A 16,449-nucleotide genomic window follows, 5' to 3' on the forward strand; every position below is an offset into this window, starting at 1 on the left:
CTCTTCGTCGGGGTGCTCTGCTCCCTGCGGGCGGCGCGCCGGCGCGCGGCCGCCCTCGGGCGGGCCGCCCCCGCCCCCCCGCGCCCCGCCCCCCCCCCCCGGCCCCCCCCCCACGTCCCCATGATGCGGAGTCGGGGCGGCCCCGGCCAGGGGTTTGTGTCCTGCCGGGTCCGTCCTGCGGCGGCCGGCCGGCCGTCAGCGGTCAGCCGTCAGCGGTCAGCCGTCAGCGGTCAGGGAGCGTCTTCTGGAGCCAGTCGAAGACGACTTCGCAGTGCAGCTGGGGGGCCATCGGGGAGCAGTGCAGCTGGGCGCCTTCGGCGGCCGTCAGTTTCAGGTAGTCCTTGGGCGAGGTGAGGGCGTCGTACATGCGGCGTGGCTGGCCGGGGTAGAACTGCTCGCCCTCGTAGTCCAGCACCAGGGTGGGGGCCTTGATCCGGCCGACGACATCGGTGATGGACAGCGCCTGGATCCGGGTGGCGGGGGTGTAGAAGTCGGTGAACAGCTTGCCCTGCCGGGCTTCGAGCATGGCCGGGACGGAGAAGGGCTCGAAGCGCTTCTTCATCACGTCGGCCGCGTCCGGAGGCAGTTCGGGGACGACCTCCTTGTTCCAGATGTCGTTCGTCTCCTGTTTGTCGGGGGTGAGGATCTGTCGGATCTCGGGCGGGAAACCCAGCCACGGCTCCAGACAGCCGGGCATGGCGACCAGCGCGGCGATCCTGGTCTCGAAGGCCGCCGCTCTCGGGGCGAGGTCCCCCGCCATGCTCAGACCCGTCAGGGCGATCCGCGCGGGGTCCACGTCGGGGCGGGCCGACAGCCAGTCGACGAGGGGCGTGACGACCTTCTCCCAGGTGGGCGTGAACACCACCTGGTCCACGAAGAGCAGCTGGCCCTGACCCGGCCCGTCGTAGACGAGCGCGTTCCAGCCCCGGTCCAGCGCGGCGGGGACCCCGTAGGTCCACATGTCGACGTTCTGGCCGTCGCTCCCGTTGGTCAGGATGACCGTCGGGCGGGGGGTGTTGCTCGTGTCGGGGCGGAAGAACCACACGGGCAGCGGCGTGCTCCCGTAGGGCACGTTCGCCTTCACCGGGGCGGGATCGCACAGGTCGCAGAAGGTGTCCCAGGCTCCGCGTCCGGCCTTGTAGAGCTGTTCCTCGCTGCCGGGGTCGTCCGACCCGAGGACGAAGAAGAGCGCCTGACCGTAGTACTGGGCGGCGCGCAGCGCCCGGAATTGCTTGGTCCGGCCGTCGGCCGGCGCGCCCGGAGGCGCCTTCAGCAGCTGGTCGCCGAGGGCACGGAAGGTCTTCACGTACGTCTGGGCGGTCAGTCCGGAGCCGTTGATCGTGTTCACGGCCGTCAGGACCTCGCCGACCTCGGCGGCGCCGGCGCCCGAGGCGCCGAGCGCCAGGAGGCCGTTGAAGTTGTAGCCCGGGTCCTTGAACAGGGTCATCACGCCCGGGGTGATGCCGCCGGCGGCCGCGGTGGGTGTGGCCGCGCTGCTGGAGGCCGCCGCCGGAGCACCGGGGGTGCCGCCCCGCGCGCAACCCGCCGCGAGGGCCGCACCGGCCCCGGCGGTGAGCAGGGCGCGTCGGGTGGGGCCGGAGTGCCGATCACCAGGTATGCGGTTCATGCCTCCGGAACGTAGCGCCGACCCGGTGCGCCGGCCTCCCGTCCGGTTCCGCGCGGGCCGCTCGGGGTCCGGCCCGGGTCCCGGTCGGCCGCCCTGAGCGGCAGGTGGCGGGGCCGGGGACCCGCGCGGGAGTGCGGCCGCACGGGCGACGCCGGTCTTGCGCCGTCCGGGGGACACGGCGCCGGGTTTCCGTACCCCGACCACCTGGGCGCAACGACGGCGGCGCCGCCGTACGCATGGGCCCCGACCGGCCGGGGGGGGAGAGGCCGATCGGGGCGGGCCCGGGCCGACCGGGGGGGGATGGTCGGCCAGGGCGTCCGGGGGTGGGCACGCGGTCCCACACCTGGATGAACGGTCAACCAACCCGGGAAGTTCCCGGCCTCGGTCGCGATCTCCGGAGCCCCCGCCGGCGGTCAGGACCCCGCGAGGACCGCGTCGAGCATCCGCCGGGTCACGGCGGTCAGTTCGGTGAGGTCCGGGGCCGGGCGGGAGCGGGCGAGGGCGCCGGCCAGCCGGTCGTAGAGCAGCCCGTCCGTCCAGGCGACCAGGAGGTCGGCGGCCTCCTCGGGCCGCCGTGCCCCGAGCGCTGCGAGGATGCCCGAGGCGCGGGCCCGGGCTCCCTGTCCCGCCCGGTGGAAGTCCGCCTCCAGTTCGGGGTTGCGGGCCGCCTCCAGGCTGAGTTCGAAGCGGGCCAGCTGACGCGCGCGGCCCACCGTCAGCCAGCGGTGCACCAGTCCGGCCAGCGCGGCCGCGGCGCTCTCCCGGTCCGCCGGTACCGGCGCGGGCCCGGGCGGCGGTGGGCCGTCCCCGCCGGATGCGCCGATGTCACCGATGTCATGGCTGTCGCCGAAATCTCCCACGTCGCCGAGGTCCAGCTCGGCCAGTCGCGCGTAGCAGGCCCCGATCAGCGCCGTCCTCGTACGGAAGTAGTACGAGGTGCTCCCGGCCGGTAGCCCCGCGGCGCCGTCGACCGCGCGGTGGGTCAGGCCCCGCAGCCCGGCGGAGGCGACGAGGTCGATCGCGGTGTCGGCGATCAGCGTTCTGCGGTCCGCCGCGGGCGGGCTCGTACGTGGGGTGGACATCGCCCCACTCTACAGCTGTAGAGTGACGGCATCGGACTCTACGGATGTAGAGGATCCGCGGAGGAGTACCGAGGAAGAGGAAGCGGGGGACTCGTCATGTCGACAGTTCAGCGTCACGCGGTCGTTGCGGGCGCGGGGATCGGCGGGCTCACCGCGGCCCTGGCCCTGCACCGGCACGGCTGGCGGGTCACCGTGTGCGAGCGGGCGACCGGGCCGACCGCCGTCGGCGCCGGAATCGTGCTCGCCCCCAACGCCCTGCGCGCCTTCGACACCATCGGCTTCGACATCACCCGTGCGGCGGGCCGCGTCGTCCCCGCCGCGATGGGCCTGCGCCGCCCGGACGGCCGCTGGCTCAGCCGCGCCGACACCGCCGCACCGGCCGCCCGCTTCGGGGGCCCGCCGCTCGCCCTGCACCGCTCGGCCCTCGCCGACGCCCTGGCCGGGGCCCTCCCCGCCGAGGCGATCCGCTACGGCGTCGCCGTCACCTCGGTGGACGACGCCGACGGCTCCCCCGTGGTCCGCACGGACGCCGGGGACCTCGACGGCGCCGACCTCGTCATCGCCGCCGACGGCATCCACAGCCCGTTGCGCCGCCAGTACTTCCCCGACCACCCCGGCCTGCACCACAGCGGCGAGACCGCCTGGCGTACGGTCCTGCCCGCCACCGTGAGCCCCGCCGGCGCGGTGACCGCCGAGACGTGGGGCCGCGGTGAGCGCTTCGGCGTGGTTCCGCTCGCCGATGGCAGGACCTACGTCTACGCCACGGCCGTCGCCCCCGAGGGATACCGCCCCGCCGACGTGCGCGCCGAACTCCTGCGCCGCTACGGCACCTGGCACGACCCGATCCCGGCCCTGCTGGAGCGGATCGACCCGGCGGCCGTGCTCCAGCACGACCTGTACGACCTGGCGGCCCCGCTCCCCCGCTTCCACCACGGCCGCCTGGCCTGGCTCGGCGACGCCGCGCACGCCATGACCCCCAACCTGGGCCAGGGCGGATGCCAGGCCGTCGAGGACGCAGCGGTCCTCGGCCACCTGCTGGCCGACGCCGGCCCCGAGCACGTCCCGGCCGCCCTCGCCGCCTACAGCGCGGCGCGCTGCGCCCGCACCGACGCCATCCGCGTCCGCGCCCGCCGGGCCGGCCGGGTCGCCGCCCTCACCCACCCTCTCGCCGTGGCCGTCCGCGACCTCGCCGTCCGCGCCACCCCGGCCCGGGCCACGAACCGGGCGATGGCTGCGCTGTTCGACGGATTCACGCTCCCGGACGGAATGGACACCGTGCCCACGGGCGTTGGTGCTCGTTGGTGAGGTTCGCTGACTGTTTCGACGCGAAGGCAGGCGGAGGCACATGACGACCGACATCGACTGGGACCACCCCACCGACCCCAAGGAGGGGAGCTGGCAGCTGGACCACGTCAAGCTCTACGTGGGGTCGGGCGGCTCGGAGGGGCAGTACTGGAACGGCACCCAGACCCTCCTGCTCACCACCCTGGGCCGGGTGTCCGGCAAGCCTGTGCGGACCCCGCTCATCTACGGTGAGGCCGACGGCGGTTATCTGGTCGTCGCGTCCAAGGGCGGCGACGCCGCGCACCCGCTCTGGTACCGGAACCTCTCCGAGCACCCCACGGTGCGCATCCAGGTCGGCACGAAGATCATGCAGGGGACGGCCCGGACCGCCACCTCGGAGGAACGCGCGGCGTACTGGCCGGTGATGGTCGGGCACTGGCCCGCGTACGACGAGTACCAGGCCAAGACGGACCGCGAGATCCCGATCGTCGTCATCGAACCCGTCGGCTGACGACAGCGGCCGGCGGGCCTCGGCCCAGGGCCGGCGGGCCTCGGCCCAGGGCCGGCGGGAGTCTCCCTCCCGGCGGCCCCTCCGGCGGGCGTCAGATCGAGCCCACGACCTTGCGCGGGGTGACCCGGACGACGACACGCTCGGCGTCGTCCTTCGACGCCGGGTTGAAGTCCGCGTAGTCCTTGCCCGTGTACTTGCGGGACAGGGCGTCGATCAGCTCGTACCCACCCTCCGTGGTCAGTGCGGCAGTGCCCCGGACCTCGGCGTAGGAGTAGGGCGCGTCCGCCGGGTTGATCATGACCGTGATCCGCGGGTCCGCGCGCAGGTTCTTCTCCTTGCGGCGGCCGACCGTCGTGGAGACCAGCAGGTCGTCGCCGTCCCGGGTGAGCCAGGTGATCGACAGCTGCGGACTGCCGTCCGGCTGGATCGTGGCCACGGTCGCGAAGACCGGGCTGTCGTCGATGAGCTTCTTCAGGTCGTCGGAGAGTGCGGCGGGCACGCGGCGGTTCCTTCCCTCGGCTGGCTGCCGTCCCCGGGCCGATGGGCCTCGGAGGGGAGCGACAACGCACAGCCTGCAAAATCGCCGGCGCCACGGGGGCCCGGCGGGCGGACGCGGCAGGCACGATCCACCCGTCCGGCCGAGCGCCGTCGCACCGCACCGGCCGCCCTCGGGCCGGGGGCCGGGCCGCGCATGGGCTGCTCCTACGATGGCCGGGACGACCAAGGAGCGAAACGCAGTGGAACTGATACCGCCGGTACCGGAGCGCGACCACGGACCGTACGAGTTGGACAGGGACGGGATCGCGTCTCTACTGGCCCGCTACGCGTTCGGTGACGCCTGTGTCCGTCGCGTCGTCCTCGATCAGGAATTCGGTCCGCGGACGCGGGGGCGCGTCGCCCGGATCGTGATCGATGCCCGGGTCGTGGCGGAGGACCTCCGGTGGGAGCCGGTGTGCCTGGACCTGACGGGCGTACAGCACCTGCGGATCGACGAGAGCCAGCACTTCTCCTGGGTCCTCTACGATCCGCCGATGTTCACTCATTTCGACGGGCTCATGCGGGTGGATCTGTGCGCCGAACGCTTCGGCCGCTCGTCCCCGCAGAACGCGCGGGAGGTCTTCGAGGGCTCGGACCTGGTCTTCTCGGCGACCGGTGGCACCTGGAGCGCCCTCCGGCCGTGGCAGGAGCAGGAGCGGAGACCGGTACGGCCCTAGCGCCCGAGTACCGCCATCGCCGCGTTGTGCCCGGGGACCCCGCTGACGCCGCCGCCGCGGACCGCGCCCGCCCCGCACAGCAGGACGTTGCGGTGGGCGGTCTCCACGCCCCACCGACCGCCCGCCTCGGCGTACGGCCAGGACAGGTCCCGGTGGAAGATGTGGCCGCCGGGCAGCCGCAGGTCGCGTTCCAGGTCCAGCGGGGTCTTCGCCTCGATGCACGGGCGGCCGTCCGCGTCGAAGGCGAGGCAGTCGGTGAGCGGCTCGGCCAGGTGTGCGTCGAGCTGCGCGAGGGTGGCGGTCAGGAGCACCTCGCGGGCCTGCTGGTTGTCCTTCTCGAACAGCCTGGCCGGGGCGTGCAGGCCGAAGAGGGTCAGGGTCTGGTAGCCCTGCTCCACCAGTTCCGGCCCGAGGATCGTCGGGTCGGTCAGCGAGTGGCAGTAGATCTCCGAGGGCGGTACGGAGGGCAGTTCGCCCGAGGCGGCCTCCGCATAGGCGCGGGCGAGCTCGGCGTAGCCCTCGGCGATGTGGAAGGTGCCGCCGAAGGCCTCGCTCGGGTCCACCGAGGTGTCCCGGAGCCGGGGCAGTCGCCGCAGGAGCATGTTGACCTTGAGCTGGGCGCCCTCGGGGGCCGGCGCCGCGCCCGCTGCCGGGGTCTCGCCGAGGAGTTCGGCCAGGGCCTTCGGGGAGGCGTTCACCAGGACCGTACGGCCCACCACGCGGCCCTCCCCGGCCGCCGTGCGGAACACCACCTCGGCCGGGGCGACCCCGTCCGTGTCGATCCGCAGCACCTCGTGGCCGGTCGCGATCTCGGCTCCGGCCGCCCGGGCCGCCGCCGCGAGGGCGTCCGTCAGCGCGCCCATGCCGCCGACGGGGACGTCCCAGTCGCCGGTCCCGCCGCCGATGACGTGGTACAGGAAGCAGCGGTTCTGCGCGAGGGAGGGGTCGTGCGCGTCCGCGAAGGTACCGATCAGCCCGTCCGTGAGGACCACCCCGCGCACCAGGTCGTCGGCGAAGTTCCGCTCCACGGCCTCCCCGAGGGGCTCCTCGAACAGCATCCGCCAGGCGGCCTCGTCGTCGATCCGGGCCCGCAGCTCCGCCCGCGTGGGCAGCGGCTCCGTCAGCGTCGGGAAGACCCGCTCGGCGACCCGCCCGGTGGTGCCGTAGAAGGCGCGCCAGTTCTCGTACTCCCGCTCCGAACCCGTCAGTCGCGCGAAGGACTCCCGGGTGCGCTGCTCACCGCCCCCGACGAGCAGTCCGCCGGGTCGCCCACCGCGCTCGGTGGGCGTGTACGAGGAGATCGTCCGGCGGCGTACCGCGAACCGCAGGTCGAGGTCGCGCACGATCTTCGACGGGAGCAGGGAGACGAGGTAGGAGTAGCGCGAGAGTCTGGCGTCGACGCCCACGAAGGGACGGCTGGAGATCGCCGCACCGCCCGTGTTCCCGAGCCGCTCCAGGACCAGCACCGATCGGCCGGCCCGGGCCAGGTACGCGGCGGCCACCAGACCGTTGTGCCCACCGCCCACGATCACGTCGTCGTACACGTCCCGCCCGAAGGTCGTCATGGCTCTTGGTAGCACACCTGGCCGAGCCGCTCCAGACAGTGTGCCTCGTCGGCGTGGGCCAGGACCGTGTCGGGATGTTCGTCGCCGAGGGACCGTTCGCGGATCCCGGAGAGGTCGCGGTAGATGGGCAACGCCTCGTCCCAGCGGCCCAGCCGGCCCAGCCCTCCGGCCAGTTCCCGGCGGCTGACCAGGGTGTCCGGGTGCTCGGGGCCGAGCACCTCGGCCCGTAGGGCACCCACCTGGCGGGCCTCGGCCACCGCTTCCGCCCAGCGTTCCAGACGGCCCAGGTTGACCCCGAGGACGTGCCGGGCGCGCAGCGTCTCGGGATCGGTGACCCCGTAGGCGCGGGTGCGGTCGCGGACCAGGGCCCGGAACAGGTCGAGGGCCTGGGCGCTCCTGCCGGTGCGGCCGAGCGCGATGCCGACCTCGTAGCGGGCGGCCAGGGTGTCGGGGTGGTCGGGGCCGAGTGCCCGTTCCCTCACGAGGGCGACCTCGTGGAAGGCGACCAGGGCTTCCTGCCAGCGGTCCAGGCGGCCGAGCGCGTACGCCGCCTCGTACCGGGTCAGCAGGGTGTCGGCGTGCTCGGCGCCCAGGACGGCGGCCCGGTCGGCGGCGACCTCGGCGGCGGTGGCGTGGGCGTCGGCGAACCGGCCCAGCGCGCCCAGTGCGCAGGCCAGGTTGTGCCGGCAGCGCAGCGTGTCGGGGTGGAGCGGGCCCATCGTTCGCTCGCGGGCGACGAGCACCGCGCGGTAGACGTCGTGCGCCTCCTGGTGGCGCCCGAGCCGACCCAGCTCGTACGCCGTCTCCTGGCGCGCCGCGAGGGTGTCGGCGTGGTCCGCGCCGAGTACCCGCATGCGCCCCTCGGCGACGGCCGTGTACCCGGCGAGCGCCTCCGCGGGCCGACCCTCGCGGCTGAGGGCGTACGCGCGCGCGTGGCCGGCATCGAGCGCGTCGGGGCCGCTGCCGCGCGGGCCGGCGGGGCGCGGGAATCCGTACGCGGCGGTGAGCCGCGGGTCCTCGGCGGGCGCGGGTCGGACGATGGTGGTGGTGCCGGGGTGGACCGCGGGGTGCTCGACGCGCGGGTGCGGGACCGACGGCCGGCCGGCGGGGCGCGCGGCCGTCCAGGCTCCGGTGAGCACGGCCCATTCGCCGCTGGCGGGCCGGGCGTCGATCCCGGCCTTGCGTCCGGCGGTCATTCCGCGGGCCCAGGGCGGGAGCGGGGCCTGGGCGCCGGGCAGCCCGCCCGGTCCCAGCCGTGCCTCGACGAGCCGGCGGTGCACGTGGCGGGCGTCGCCGGGCCGGTCCTCGGGGCGCTTGGCGAGCAGGTCGAGGACCACCTCGTCGAAGTAGCCGGGCAGCTCGGGGCGGTGCTCGCGCAGCGGTACGGGCGCGTTGTCGCGGTGGCCGACCAGCACCGACCAGGAATCGCCGAGGTCGAAGGGCGGGGCGCCGGTGGCGATCTCGTACAGGACGCAGCCGAACGAGTAGAGGTCGCTGCGGTGGTCGACCTCGCCGCCCGCGATCTGTTCGGGCGACATGTAGTGCGGGGTGCCCATGGCCATGCCACCGCCGGTGAGCTTGGCGGTGAAGCCGATGTCGTGGGCGAGGCGGGCGATGCCGAAGTCGCAGATCTTCACGGTGCCGTCGGTGAGCCGCATGATGTTGGCGGGCTTCAGGTCACGGTGGACGACGCCCTGGTCATGGGTGTAGCCGAGGGCGGCGGCCATCTGCTCGGCGATGTCGACGACGACGTCCACGGGGAGCGGCCGGGTGTCGTTGTCCTCCAGGAGCTGGCTGAGGTTGCGGCCTTCGAGGAGTTCCATGACGAGGTACAGGGGGCCGCCGGCGGCGCTGTCGTCACCGAAGTCGTGGACGACGGTGACCCCGCGGTGCTGGAGGGAGGCGGCCACGCGTGCCTCGCGCCGGAACCGCTCGCGGAGCACCTGGGTGAAGTGGGCGTCCTGCTCGGCGCCGATCGGCTTGAGGCACTTCACGGCGACCTGTCGGCCCAGCGATTCGTCCCGGGCGCGCCATACCTCGCCCATGCCGCCGCGCCCGATCAGATCGAGCGACCGGTAACGGCCCTGGATCAGTCTGGACTCCGCCATGTCTTAAAGCCGCCCCCGTTTTCGTGCTACGCCCTCCCCGGCCGGTCCAGTATGGCCGCTGATGTACGCAGTGTGTACGGCGAGGGGCGACTCCCGGGGCCCACGCGACGCATCGCTTTCAAGATGTGACCTGGAGGCAGCTGCCAGCGTAGACCTGCGGGAATGCTGCGCAGCACGTGTCCGGTGAGGCGCAGGCGCCGGGTGACGCTGCGCGGGGCCGGTGCGGGCCGCCCGTACAGCTGGTGCGCCCAGCCCGGGAGGGAACCGTACGCCAGACCGGCGATCGGCGGCCACAGCAGGTTTCGGCCACGTACGAGAAGGGCAGGGACGGGCGGGCCGCGCAGGAAGTCGTCCACGGCGAGGGCGTCGGGGCCGGCGGCGAGTTCGGGGCGGATCTCCTCGAAGTACGCGGCGAGCCCGGCGGTGTCGGCGGGGACCTCGGTCGGGTCGAGGCCGACGAGGCGGGCGCCCACGCGGTTCTCGTCGACGTAGCGGTCGGCCTGGGCGGGGGTGAGGCGGACGCCGGAGCGGCGCAGCACGTGCAGGAAGCTGTCGATCTGAGCGCAGTGGATCCACAGCAGCAGCTCGGGGTCGTCGACGGGGAAGCGTTCACCGGTGTCCGGATCGGTGGCGGACAGTTTGCGGTGGATGGCGCGGACGCGGAGGCCGGCGCGCTCGGCGGCCTCGGTGGTGCCGTAGGTGAGGGTGCCGACGAAGTCGGCGGTGCGCAGCAGCCGTCCCCAGGCGTCCTGCCGGAAGTCGGAGTTCTCCATGACCCCGCGGACGGCGCGCGGGTGGAGGGCCTGGAGGTAGAGGGCGCGGAGTCCGGCGATCCACATCATCGGGTCGCCGTGGCACTGCCAGGTGACGGACGACGGGCCGTACAGACCCGGGTCGGCTCCGGGGCGTGGTCCGGTCACGGTGGTCCCCATCGCGTTCCTCCCCGTCACAGGCGGCCGGCGGCTCCAGCCTACCGAGCCGGGGCGGCCGTCGGCAGGACCTCGGGAGCAGGGCCGCCGTCCCCTCCTGGCACCCGCCGATCTCCCGCCGGGACGTCGGCGGGACGTCGGCGGGACGTCGGCGGCATAGAGTTGCGGCGTGCAGCTCTACACGATCGGCGAGGCCGCCCAACTCCTCCGCGTCAGCACCGACACCGCCCGCCGCTGGGCGGACGCGGGCCGCTTCCCGACCCTGCGGGAAGGCAACAAGCGAATGATCGAGGGCGGGCATCTGGCCGCCTTCTGCGTGGCGCTCGCCCAGGAGGCCGCCGAGGGGGACGGCGAGTCCGCGACCTCGGCGCGCAACGCGCTGCCCGGGATCGTGACGGCGGTGACGCTCGGCGAGGTCTCCGCCCAGGTCGAGATCCAGTCCGGCCCGCACCGGGTGGTCTCCCTGCTGACCCGCGAGGCGGTCGAGGAACTCGGACTCGCGGTCGGCGTGCGAGCCGTCGCCCGGGTGAAGTCCACCAGCGTCCACATCGACCTCGACTGACCGCGCCGCCCCGGTGGCTTCGCCGGCCTGCTCAGGCCTTGTCGAGTTCCGTGTCGAGGGCGAGGGCCGCGACGATCAGGGCGAGGTGGGTGAAGCCCTGCGGGAAGTTGCCCCACTGCTCGCCCGTGCGCCCGATCTCCTCCACGAAGAGCCCCACGTGGTTCGCGTGGGCGAGTCGAAGCGGGGCGCGCAGAACCGGTTCAGCACTCCCTCGGAGGAGGCCCGCGCGCAGGTCTTGAGGTCCCCGATCGGACCGTGCTCGGCGATGGGCGGACAGGGACGCATCGGCCCTCCACGGTTCGCGGGGCGGCCTGGGGCCGCGAGGACCGCGGCCACGGCCTGGCGTGGCCCGGGCCGCCTCTCCTTCTCGGGGCCCGCACCGGTGATCGCCACGCGGACACCGGCGCGGGCCCCGAGCCCCGGACTCCGGGCCGGCCGCGGGTCCGGTCCGGGCCATGACAGGGTGACGGCATGACGACGCACCACGAACCCGCATCCCCGCCCCGCCCCCGGCCCTGGTCGGACACCACCACGACCCACGCGGACCTCGTCGCGGTGAAGGCGCTCGTCTACGACCCCTGCGGCTTCACCTGCTCGCGACCGGTCCCGGAAGCGGAGAGCGCCGATTACGCCGCCCACACCCTCACCGTGGCCGGCCTGGCCGTCCGGTTCCGCGCGGCGCGGACGACCCCCACGAAGGTCGGCCAGTTCGTCACCGTCTGGAAGCGCTCGCCGGAGGGGCCGATCCAGCCGTTCGACGCCGCGGACCCGGTGGACCTCTTCGTCATCAGTACCCGCGACGGTGAGCACTTCGGCCAGTTCGTGCTCCCGCTGGACGCGCTCCGCCGGCACGGCGTCGTATCGACGGGCGGATCCGGCGGCAAGCGCGCCTTCCGCGTCTATCCGCCCTGGGTGACCACCACCAACCGCACGGCCGACAGCGCGCAGAAGTGGCAGCTGGACCACTTCCTGCCGCTGCCCCGGCCCGAGGACGGTCCGGTCGACCTGGACCGCGCCCGGAAGCTCTACACGTGAGCCGGCCGGCCGGTGGCACGCTGCATCACATCGAGCTGTGGGTGCCGGACCTCGACCGCGCGATCACGTCGCTCGGCTGGCTCCTGGAGGCCCTGGGACACACCCCGTACCAGCACTGGGCCGACGGCCGCAGCTGGCGCCTCGGGCCGACCTACCTGGTCGTCGAGCGGTCCCCGGCCCTCACCGCCGACCGGCACGACCGCTGCCGGCCGGGACTGAACCACCTGGCCTTCCACGTGGAGGACGCGGTCGCGGTCGACCGCCTGACCGCGGAATCGACCCGCCACGGGTGGCGGCTGATGTTCCCGGATCGCCATCCCCACGCGGGCGGCCCGCGGCACTACGCCGCCTACCTGGAGAACGACGACGGCTTCGAGATCGAACTCGTCGCGCTTCCCTCCCCTCAACAGAGCGGGGAAGAAGGGGAATTCACCCGTACTCCGGAGTAGCCGGGCAGTGGGTCCCTACCATGGACGACGAAGCGTCCGCCGCCGCGCGTGACGGCACGCCGACCCCGTCCGACCCCAGCCCGCGGGAGCACCCATGCCCAGTCCCCGGATGCCTGACGACGCCGAGACGGATCCCGCCGAGGACCTGACCTCGGACGGCCACCGTGCCACCGACATGCCCTCGATCGGCGACCCCGCTCGTATCGCGCTGCCGGACCCGTTCGCCGAGGCGGACGCCGAACTGCTCCGACAACCGGCGCCGTCCATGGATCCCGAACCGACCGACGACCGGTCCTGACCCGACGCGGAGCGGCCGACGCGAGCACCGCCGATGCCCACGACGTTCACCGCCCTCGCCGTACTCCTGGCGGCCGCGGCTCCCGGATACGCGTTCGTCCGTATCGTCGAAGTCAAAGTTCCCCGGCGGCGCCGGAGTTCCGTGATGGAACTCGTGGACCTGGTGTGTGTCGGAGCCGCCGGCAGTGTCGTCGCCGTACTGACGGTCCTCCTCCTGGCCCGTCGCTGGACGGCTCTGCTCCCCCTGGAGGGGCTGCTCCTCGGGACTTCCTACGTACGCCCGCACATCTGGCAGGCCATCTGGTCGGTCGTCCTCGCGCTCACCGTCAGCGTCTGCCTGTCCGCGGCGGCCGGCCTGGGAGAGGTCTGGCGTCGACGCTCGGCCACACGCAGCACCTCGGCCTCCGCCCTCCACCGGGTCGCCGAGACGACACCGCCGGGACTCCACCCCTTCCTCGCGGTGCACCTGGCCGACGGCCGGGTGTGGGAGGGCTTCCTGAAAGGCATGGACGACGAGCGTGGTCCTCTCGGTGAGGGCGATCTCGTTCTCCAGGGGCCCCTCTCGGTCACCGTCCCTTCCCGGGGCCGGATCCGACACCCCGCGCAGTTCGCCGTACTGCCCGGATCGCAGATCGTCCTCGTGTACGGGTCCTACCTGCGCCCCGAGGCGCGAGTGCCGTCACCGACCGACCCGCCGGGCCACCAGCCGACGAACTCACCGGACGACGCACCGGCCGACCCACCGACCGTCGCACCGGTCACCCCTCACCCACCCCGTACCGTCGTCCCACCCGAGGCCATGCCATGAACGCACAGGACCGTGCCCGACCGGACGACACCCCGGCAGTGTCGACGGAGAGGGCCCTCGCCGCTCTCGGCGTCACGGAACCACCCGGTGAGGCCGGCCTGCACCGGCTGCGCGCCCCCGTACTGCTGGACCGCTCCCCCGACGGCGTGGACGAGGTGCGCCGGACCGTCGCACAGGCACGCGCGGACGGGGACGACCACCTGCTCGGGCGCGCGCTCTTCCTGCTCGCCCAATACGCCTGGCAGCAGGACGACTATCCGTCGACCGTGGAGAACGCCGACCTCGCCCGCGCCGCCTACGAACGAGCCGGAGACCGGGTGGGTGTCGCCCGAGCCGCGCAGTCCAGGGCCAACGTCCTGCGCATCACCTCCCACCGGGACGCGGAGGGCGCGCTGACCGAGGCCCTGCTGCTCGCACGACGCGCCCAGGACGCCGTCACCGAGGCCACGCTCTGGTTGGACCTCGCCCTGGTGGCCCAGAAATCGGGCGACACGGCCACCTACGCGGCAAGGATCGAGGAGGCGGAGCGGTGCCTGCGACCCTCGCTCCTCGCCGCGGGGCACGCTGCGCGCAACCTCGGGGAGGTCAAGGAACAACGGCGCGAGGTACAGGCGGCACGGGACAGTTACGGCCGGGCGGTGCGGCTCTACGAGGACGCGGGCGCACCCGCGCCGGCGACCGCCACCGTGCTGCTGTGGTGGGGGCGTACCGAACGCGTCCAAGGCGACGCCGAGCGGAGCCGGGAACTCCTGGAGGCCGCCGTCCGGAAGGCGACCTCGGGCGGTGGCGACCTGGTGGCCGAGGCCGAGAGCCGCCGGGAATTGGCCATGGCCGACAAGCTGGCGGGGAACCTGCGCGAAGCCATGGACGGCTATCGACGGGCTCGTTCGGCACTGCGTCGGATCGAAGGCGTGAATCCGTTGACGCTCGCCAACATCGAGTTCGAACTGGGCGAGCTCCTCGGCGCGCTGTCGGGCCCCGAGCACTCCCGCCGCCACTTCGAGGAGGCGTACCGCTGGTACCGGGAGGCCGACGAACCCCGAGGACTCCACAACAGCTCACGCGAGCTCGCCGAACTGGCCATGGACGCAGGCGACCTGAGCAGCGCCCGCGATCTGCTGACGCGCGCGGTCGCACCGCTGGGCCGGCAGACGGCGGATCCGATGAACCGGCTGCGCATGCTCACCTCCCTCGGCCGGCTGCTGTCCCTCGAAGCCCCGGCCACCGTGGATCCCCCTCGGCACCACCGTCGCGCCGGGCGGGTGCTGACCGCTGCCCTCAACGGGTTCGAGCGACTGGGGCAGTTACGCAACGAGGCCCTGGTCCTCCTCGTCTCGGTGCGCGGCGGCCTCGGGGTGGGCGGGTACTCCCCCATGGAGGCCGGCGAGGAGGCGATCCGGCGCTACGGCAGCGCCAACGACCGACTGGGCGAGATCGAAGGACAATGGGCCCTGTCGCAAGCCTGGTCGGAGGCGGGGGACGAGGTGCGAGCCCTGGCCCACGGGCGCAGCGCACTGCTCGCGATCGAGGAGGTCCGAGCGACATCGCCGGACGCCGTCACGCGGGCGGGTTTCCTGCACGGCACCCGCTCCGCGGCGCTCCCGCTGCTCATGCCGGCCGTGTCCGGGGACCCCGCCTTCGCCGAGCAGTGGTTGGAGTCCGCGCGTGACTGGGCCATCACCGGAGCTCTGCGTACCGGCGTGGCCGATCTCTCCCCGGACTTCCGTCGGCTGCACGCCGAGCTGAAGCGCCACGAGGACGAGCGACCTCCCGAGGGGGCTCCGGCCGCGCGGCGGACGACGTGGCAATCCGCCCACCGGGCCCTGCACGAAAGGCTGTTCTTCGCCTTCACCCAGTCCTTGCCCACGACCGAACAGCGCACGGGATCCGCCGCCACCGGGATCGAGCCGGGGAACGAACAGGCCGAGATCGACCACCATCGACTCGGCGCCCGTGAATACGCCCTGTACGTCGAGCTGTTCACCGGAACGGACCGGACCGTGGAGGTCGTCTCGGTGTGCCGGCATCCGAACGGCTCGCTGGAGGCCACCCACGGCCCGCTGTCGACCGAGGCCGTCGCCCTGCTCGCCCGCTTCCGGGACGGGCAGGACGTCGGTCAGGACGGCGAGTCGTCCTTGCGCGCGGACGGCGCCTGGTCCGAGTTGGCCGACCGTCTGCTGCCGTCCGGCCTGCACTCCGTACTGGGTGCGTGCGCGGAGACGGACCCGGTTCGACTGTTCGTCCTTCCCGCCAACGAGCTGTGGAACGTCCCCTACGCGGCCCTGCCGCTGAGCGGGAGTACGGGACAGCTCGTCGACAAGGCCGTGATCACCCTGACGCCGTCGATGCGGACCCGCTCGGCCCGGCACGAACAGCCCGCCCGGCACGGTCGGCCGCGCGGACTCGGGGATGAGCACACGGTCGTCGGGCTCTTCCCCACGGACGCCCCCATGGGCCGGCTCGAACGGGAGCGGCTCGGGAAGGTCACGAAGGTGCGGCGCGTCTCCTCCTTCGAGCAGTTGGCGGGCGCGCTGGCGGAGGGAGCCTCGGATCTCCTCTACTGCGCCGCGCACGGCGAGGCGGGACATCGGCCCGGGCAGGACATCCTCACCGAGGCCGGGGCACTCAACGACTGGTCCGTACTCGAACTGGCGGTGCCCGCCACGGTCGTCCTCGGCTGCTGCGGCAGCGGCCGGATCTGGCACCAGCCAGGCAGCGAGCCGTCCGGACTGGCGCTCAGCTTCATGCTCGCCGGCGCCCGCCAGGTGGTCGCCCCGATCAAGAAAGTGCACGGCAGTACGTGCGCGCACCTCCTGCCGGACCTGGCGGAACGCGTTCTGGACGGACAGGATCCCGCCGCCGCGCTGCGTGCTCTGCAGCGCGGGGCCCGCGACAGCCCCGTGACTCCACGCCTGCGGGACGAATGGCACCTCTTCCACTGCATCGGCGCCGTCAGGTGACGCGTGGAGCAGACAACC

General features: G+C 73.6%; 16 protein-coding genes. 9 read left to right on the top strand and 7 right to left on the bottom strand.

Features of this window, described 5'->3' with window-relative positions; genetic code table 11:
• Positions 1 to 223 precede the first annotated feature (223 nt).
• Together ACGFYY_RS06520 and ACGFYY_RS06525 are read right to left on the bottom strand one after the other, a co-directional pair.
• Positions 224 to 1,627 carry an alpha/beta hydrolase family protein gene (locus ACGFYY_RS06520; RefSeq protein ID WP_393707401.1) on the bottom strand — a complete coding sequence of 468 codons (1,404 nt, stop codon included), beginning with the start codon at positions 1,625 to 1,627 and terminating at the stop codon, positions 224 to 226.
• 413 nt (positions 1,628 to 2,040) lie between these two features.
• On the bottom strand, positions 2,041 to 2,709 hold the full coding sequence (locus ACGFYY_RS06525; RefSeq protein WP_393707402.1) for a TetR/AcrR family transcriptional regulator: 669 nt from the start codon (positions 2,707 to 2,709) through the stop codon (positions 2,041 to 2,043).
• A 96-nt stretch (positions 2,710 to 2,805) separates the two neighbouring features.
• On the opposite strand from ACGFYY_RS06525, the gene ACGFYY_RS06530 reads away from it, so the two are divergent.
• Positions 2,806 to 4,014: an FAD-dependent monooxygenase gene (locus ACGFYY_RS06530; RefSeq protein WP_393707403.1), complete on the top strand. Its 1,209-nt coding sequence runs from the start codon at positions 2,806 to 2,808 to the stop codon at positions 4,012 to 4,014.
• Positions 4,015 to 4,054: 40 nt separating this feature from the next.
• On the top strand, positions 4,055 to 4,504 hold the full coding sequence (locus ACGFYY_RS06535; protein WP_365280378.1) for a nitroreductase family deazaflavin-dependent oxidoreductase: 450 nt from the start codon (positions 4,055 to 4,057) through the stop codon (positions 4,502 to 4,504).
• Between the two features lie 91 nt (positions 4,505 to 4,595).
• Here ACGFYY_RS06535 and ACGFYY_RS06540 read toward each other — a convergent pair whose 3' ends face one another.
• Positions 4,596 to 5,003, bottom strand: a complete 408-nt coding sequence (locus tag ACGFYY_RS06540) for a PPOX class F420-dependent oxidoreductase (RefSeq protein ID WP_109781942.1) — start codon at positions 5,001 to 5,003, stop codon at positions 4,596 to 4,598.
• 238 nt (positions 5,004 to 5,241) lie between these two features.
• On the opposite strand from ACGFYY_RS06540, the gene ACGFYY_RS06545 reads away from it, so the two are divergent.
• Positions 5,242 to 5,718 carry a hypothetical protein gene (locus ACGFYY_RS06545; protein WP_393707404.1) on the top strand — a complete coding sequence of 159 codons (477 nt, stop codon included), beginning with the start codon at positions 5,242 to 5,244 and terminating at the stop codon, positions 5,716 to 5,718.
• Here ACGFYY_RS06545 and ACGFYY_RS06550 read toward each other — a convergent pair.
• The 3 genes from ACGFYY_RS06550 to ACGFYY_RS06560 are packed head-to-tail and all read right to left on the bottom strand — an operon-like array spanning position 5,715 to position 10,323.
• Positions 5,715 to 7,283, bottom strand: a complete 1,569-nt coding sequence (locus ACGFYY_RS06550; RefSeq protein ID WP_393707405.1) for a phytoene desaturase family protein — start codon at positions 7,281 to 7,283, stop codon at positions 5,715 to 5,717. The genes ACGFYY_RS06545 and ACGFYY_RS06550 overlap by 4 nt on opposite strands.
• Positions 7,280 to 9,391 (bottom strand): tetratricopeptide repeat protein, encoded by a 2,112-nt coding sequence (locus tag ACGFYY_RS06555; RefSeq protein ID WP_393707406.1) that lies wholly within the window; start codon positions 9,389 to 9,391, stop codon positions 7,280 to 7,282. The genes ACGFYY_RS06550 and ACGFYY_RS06555 overlap by 4 nt, the downstream gene beginning before the upstream one ends.
• Before the next feature lie 26 nt (positions 9,392 to 9,417).
• A complete protein-coding gene (locus tag ACGFYY_RS06560) occupies positions 9,418 to 10,323 on the bottom strand; it encodes an oxygenase MpaB family protein (protein ID WP_393707407.1) in 906 nt (301 codons plus the stop codon).
• Positions 10,324 to 10,489: 166 nt separating this feature from the next.
• Between ACGFYY_RS06560 and ACGFYY_RS06565 the strand changes: the two genes are divergently transcribed.
• Entirely contained in the window at positions 10,490 to 10,882 is a 393-nt protein-coding gene (locus ACGFYY_RS06565; protein WP_365281592.1) for a TOBE domain-containing protein, read from the top strand.
• A gap of 31 nt (positions 10,883 to 10,913) precedes the next feature.
• Here ACGFYY_RS06565 and ACGFYY_RS06570 read toward each other — a convergent pair whose 3' ends face one another.
• Positions 10,914 to 11,039, bottom strand: coding sequence for a hypothetical protein (locus tag ACGFYY_RS06570; RefSeq protein ID WP_393707645.1), 126 nt, complete (start codon positions 11,037 to 11,039; stop codon positions 10,914 to 10,916).
• Positions 11,040 to 11,353: 314 nt separating this feature from the next.
• On the opposite strand from ACGFYY_RS06570, the gene ACGFYY_RS06575 reads away from it, so the two are divergent.
• The 5 genes from ACGFYY_RS06575 to ACGFYY_RS06595 all read left to right on the top strand — a co-directional run bounded on the left by ACGFYY_RS06575 (position 11,354) and on the right by ACGFYY_RS06595 (position 16,431).
• The gene (locus ACGFYY_RS06575) at positions 11,354 to 11,917 is read left to right on the top strand and encodes a MepB family protein (RefSeq protein WP_393707408.1); all 564 of its coding nucleotides are present in this window, start codon (positions 11,354 to 11,356) and stop codon (positions 11,915 to 11,917) included.
• Positions 11,914 to 12,366: a VOC family protein gene (locus ACGFYY_RS06580; protein ID WP_393707409.1), complete on the top strand. Its 453-nt coding sequence runs from the start codon at positions 11,914 to 11,916 to the stop codon at positions 12,364 to 12,366. Before ACGFYY_RS06575 ends, ACGFYY_RS06580 begins: the two co-directional genes overlap by 4 nt.
• Positions 12,367 to 12,475: 109 nt before the next feature.
• Entirely contained in the window at positions 12,476 to 12,664 is a 189-nt protein-coding gene (locus tag ACGFYY_RS06585) for a hypothetical protein (protein WP_393707410.1), read from the top strand.
• A 33-nt stretch (positions 12,665 to 12,697) separates the two neighbouring features.
• Positions 12,698 to 13,471, top strand: a complete 774-nt coding sequence (locus ACGFYY_RS06590) for a DUF6338 family protein (RefSeq protein WP_393707411.1) — start codon at positions 12,698 to 12,700, stop codon at positions 13,469 to 13,471.
• 38 nt (positions 13,472 to 13,509) lie between these two features.
• Positions 13,510 to 16,431, top strand: coding sequence for a CHAT domain-containing protein (locus tag ACGFYY_RS06595; RefSeq protein WP_393707412.1), 2,922 nt, complete (start codon positions 13,510 to 13,512; stop codon positions 16,429 to 16,431).
• The last annotated feature ends 18 nt before the right edge of the window (positions 16,432 to 16,449 follow it).

The sequence above is a fragment of the Streptomyces sp. NPDC048331 genome, assembly GCF_043201215.1.
Lineage (GTDB): Bacteria > Actinomycetota > Actinomycetes > Streptomycetales > Streptomycetaceae > Streptomyces.

Bases quoted from the DNA above. Each gene is read 5' to 3' on its own strand.
- ACGFYY_RS06520 (WP_393707401.1), bottom strand. From the start codon at position 1,627: ATGAACCGCATACCTGGTGATCGGCACTCCGGCCCCACCCGACGCGCC.
- ACGFYY_RS06525 (WP_393707402.1), bottom strand. From the start codon at position 2,709: ATGTCCACCCCACGTACGAGCCCGCCCGCGGCGGACCGCAGAACGCTG.
- ACGFYY_RS06530 (WP_393707403.1), top strand. From the start codon at position 2,806: ATGTCGACAGTTCAGCGTCACGCGGTCGTTGCGGGCGCGGGGATCGGC.
- ACGFYY_RS06535 (WP_365280378.1), top strand. From the start codon at position 4,055: ATGACGACCGACATCGACTGGGACCACCCCACCGACCCCAAGGAGGGG.
- ACGFYY_RS06550 (WP_393707405.1), bottom strand. From the start codon at position 7,283: ATGACGACCTTCGGGCGGGACGTGTACGACGACGTGATCGTGGGCGGT.
- ACGFYY_RS06555 (WP_393707406.1), bottom strand. From the start codon at position 9,391: ATGGCGGAGTCCAGACTGATCCAGGGCCGTTACCGGTCGCTCGATCTG.
- ACGFYY_RS06560 (WP_393707407.1), bottom strand. From the start codon at position 10,323: ATGGGGACCACCGTGACCGGACCACGCCCCGGAGCCGACCCGGGTCTG.
- ACGFYY_RS06575 (WP_393707408.1), top strand. From the start codon at position 11,354: ATGACGACGCACCACGAACCCGCATCCCCGCCCCGCCCCCGGCCCTGG.
- ACGFYY_RS06585 (WP_393707410.1), top strand. From the start codon at position 12,476: ATGCCTGACGACGCCGAGACGGATCCCGCCGAGGACCTGACCTCGGAC.
- ACGFYY_RS06590 (WP_393707411.1), top strand. From the start codon at position 12,698: ATGCCCACGACGTTCACCGCCCTCGCCGTACTCCTGGCGGCCGCGGCT.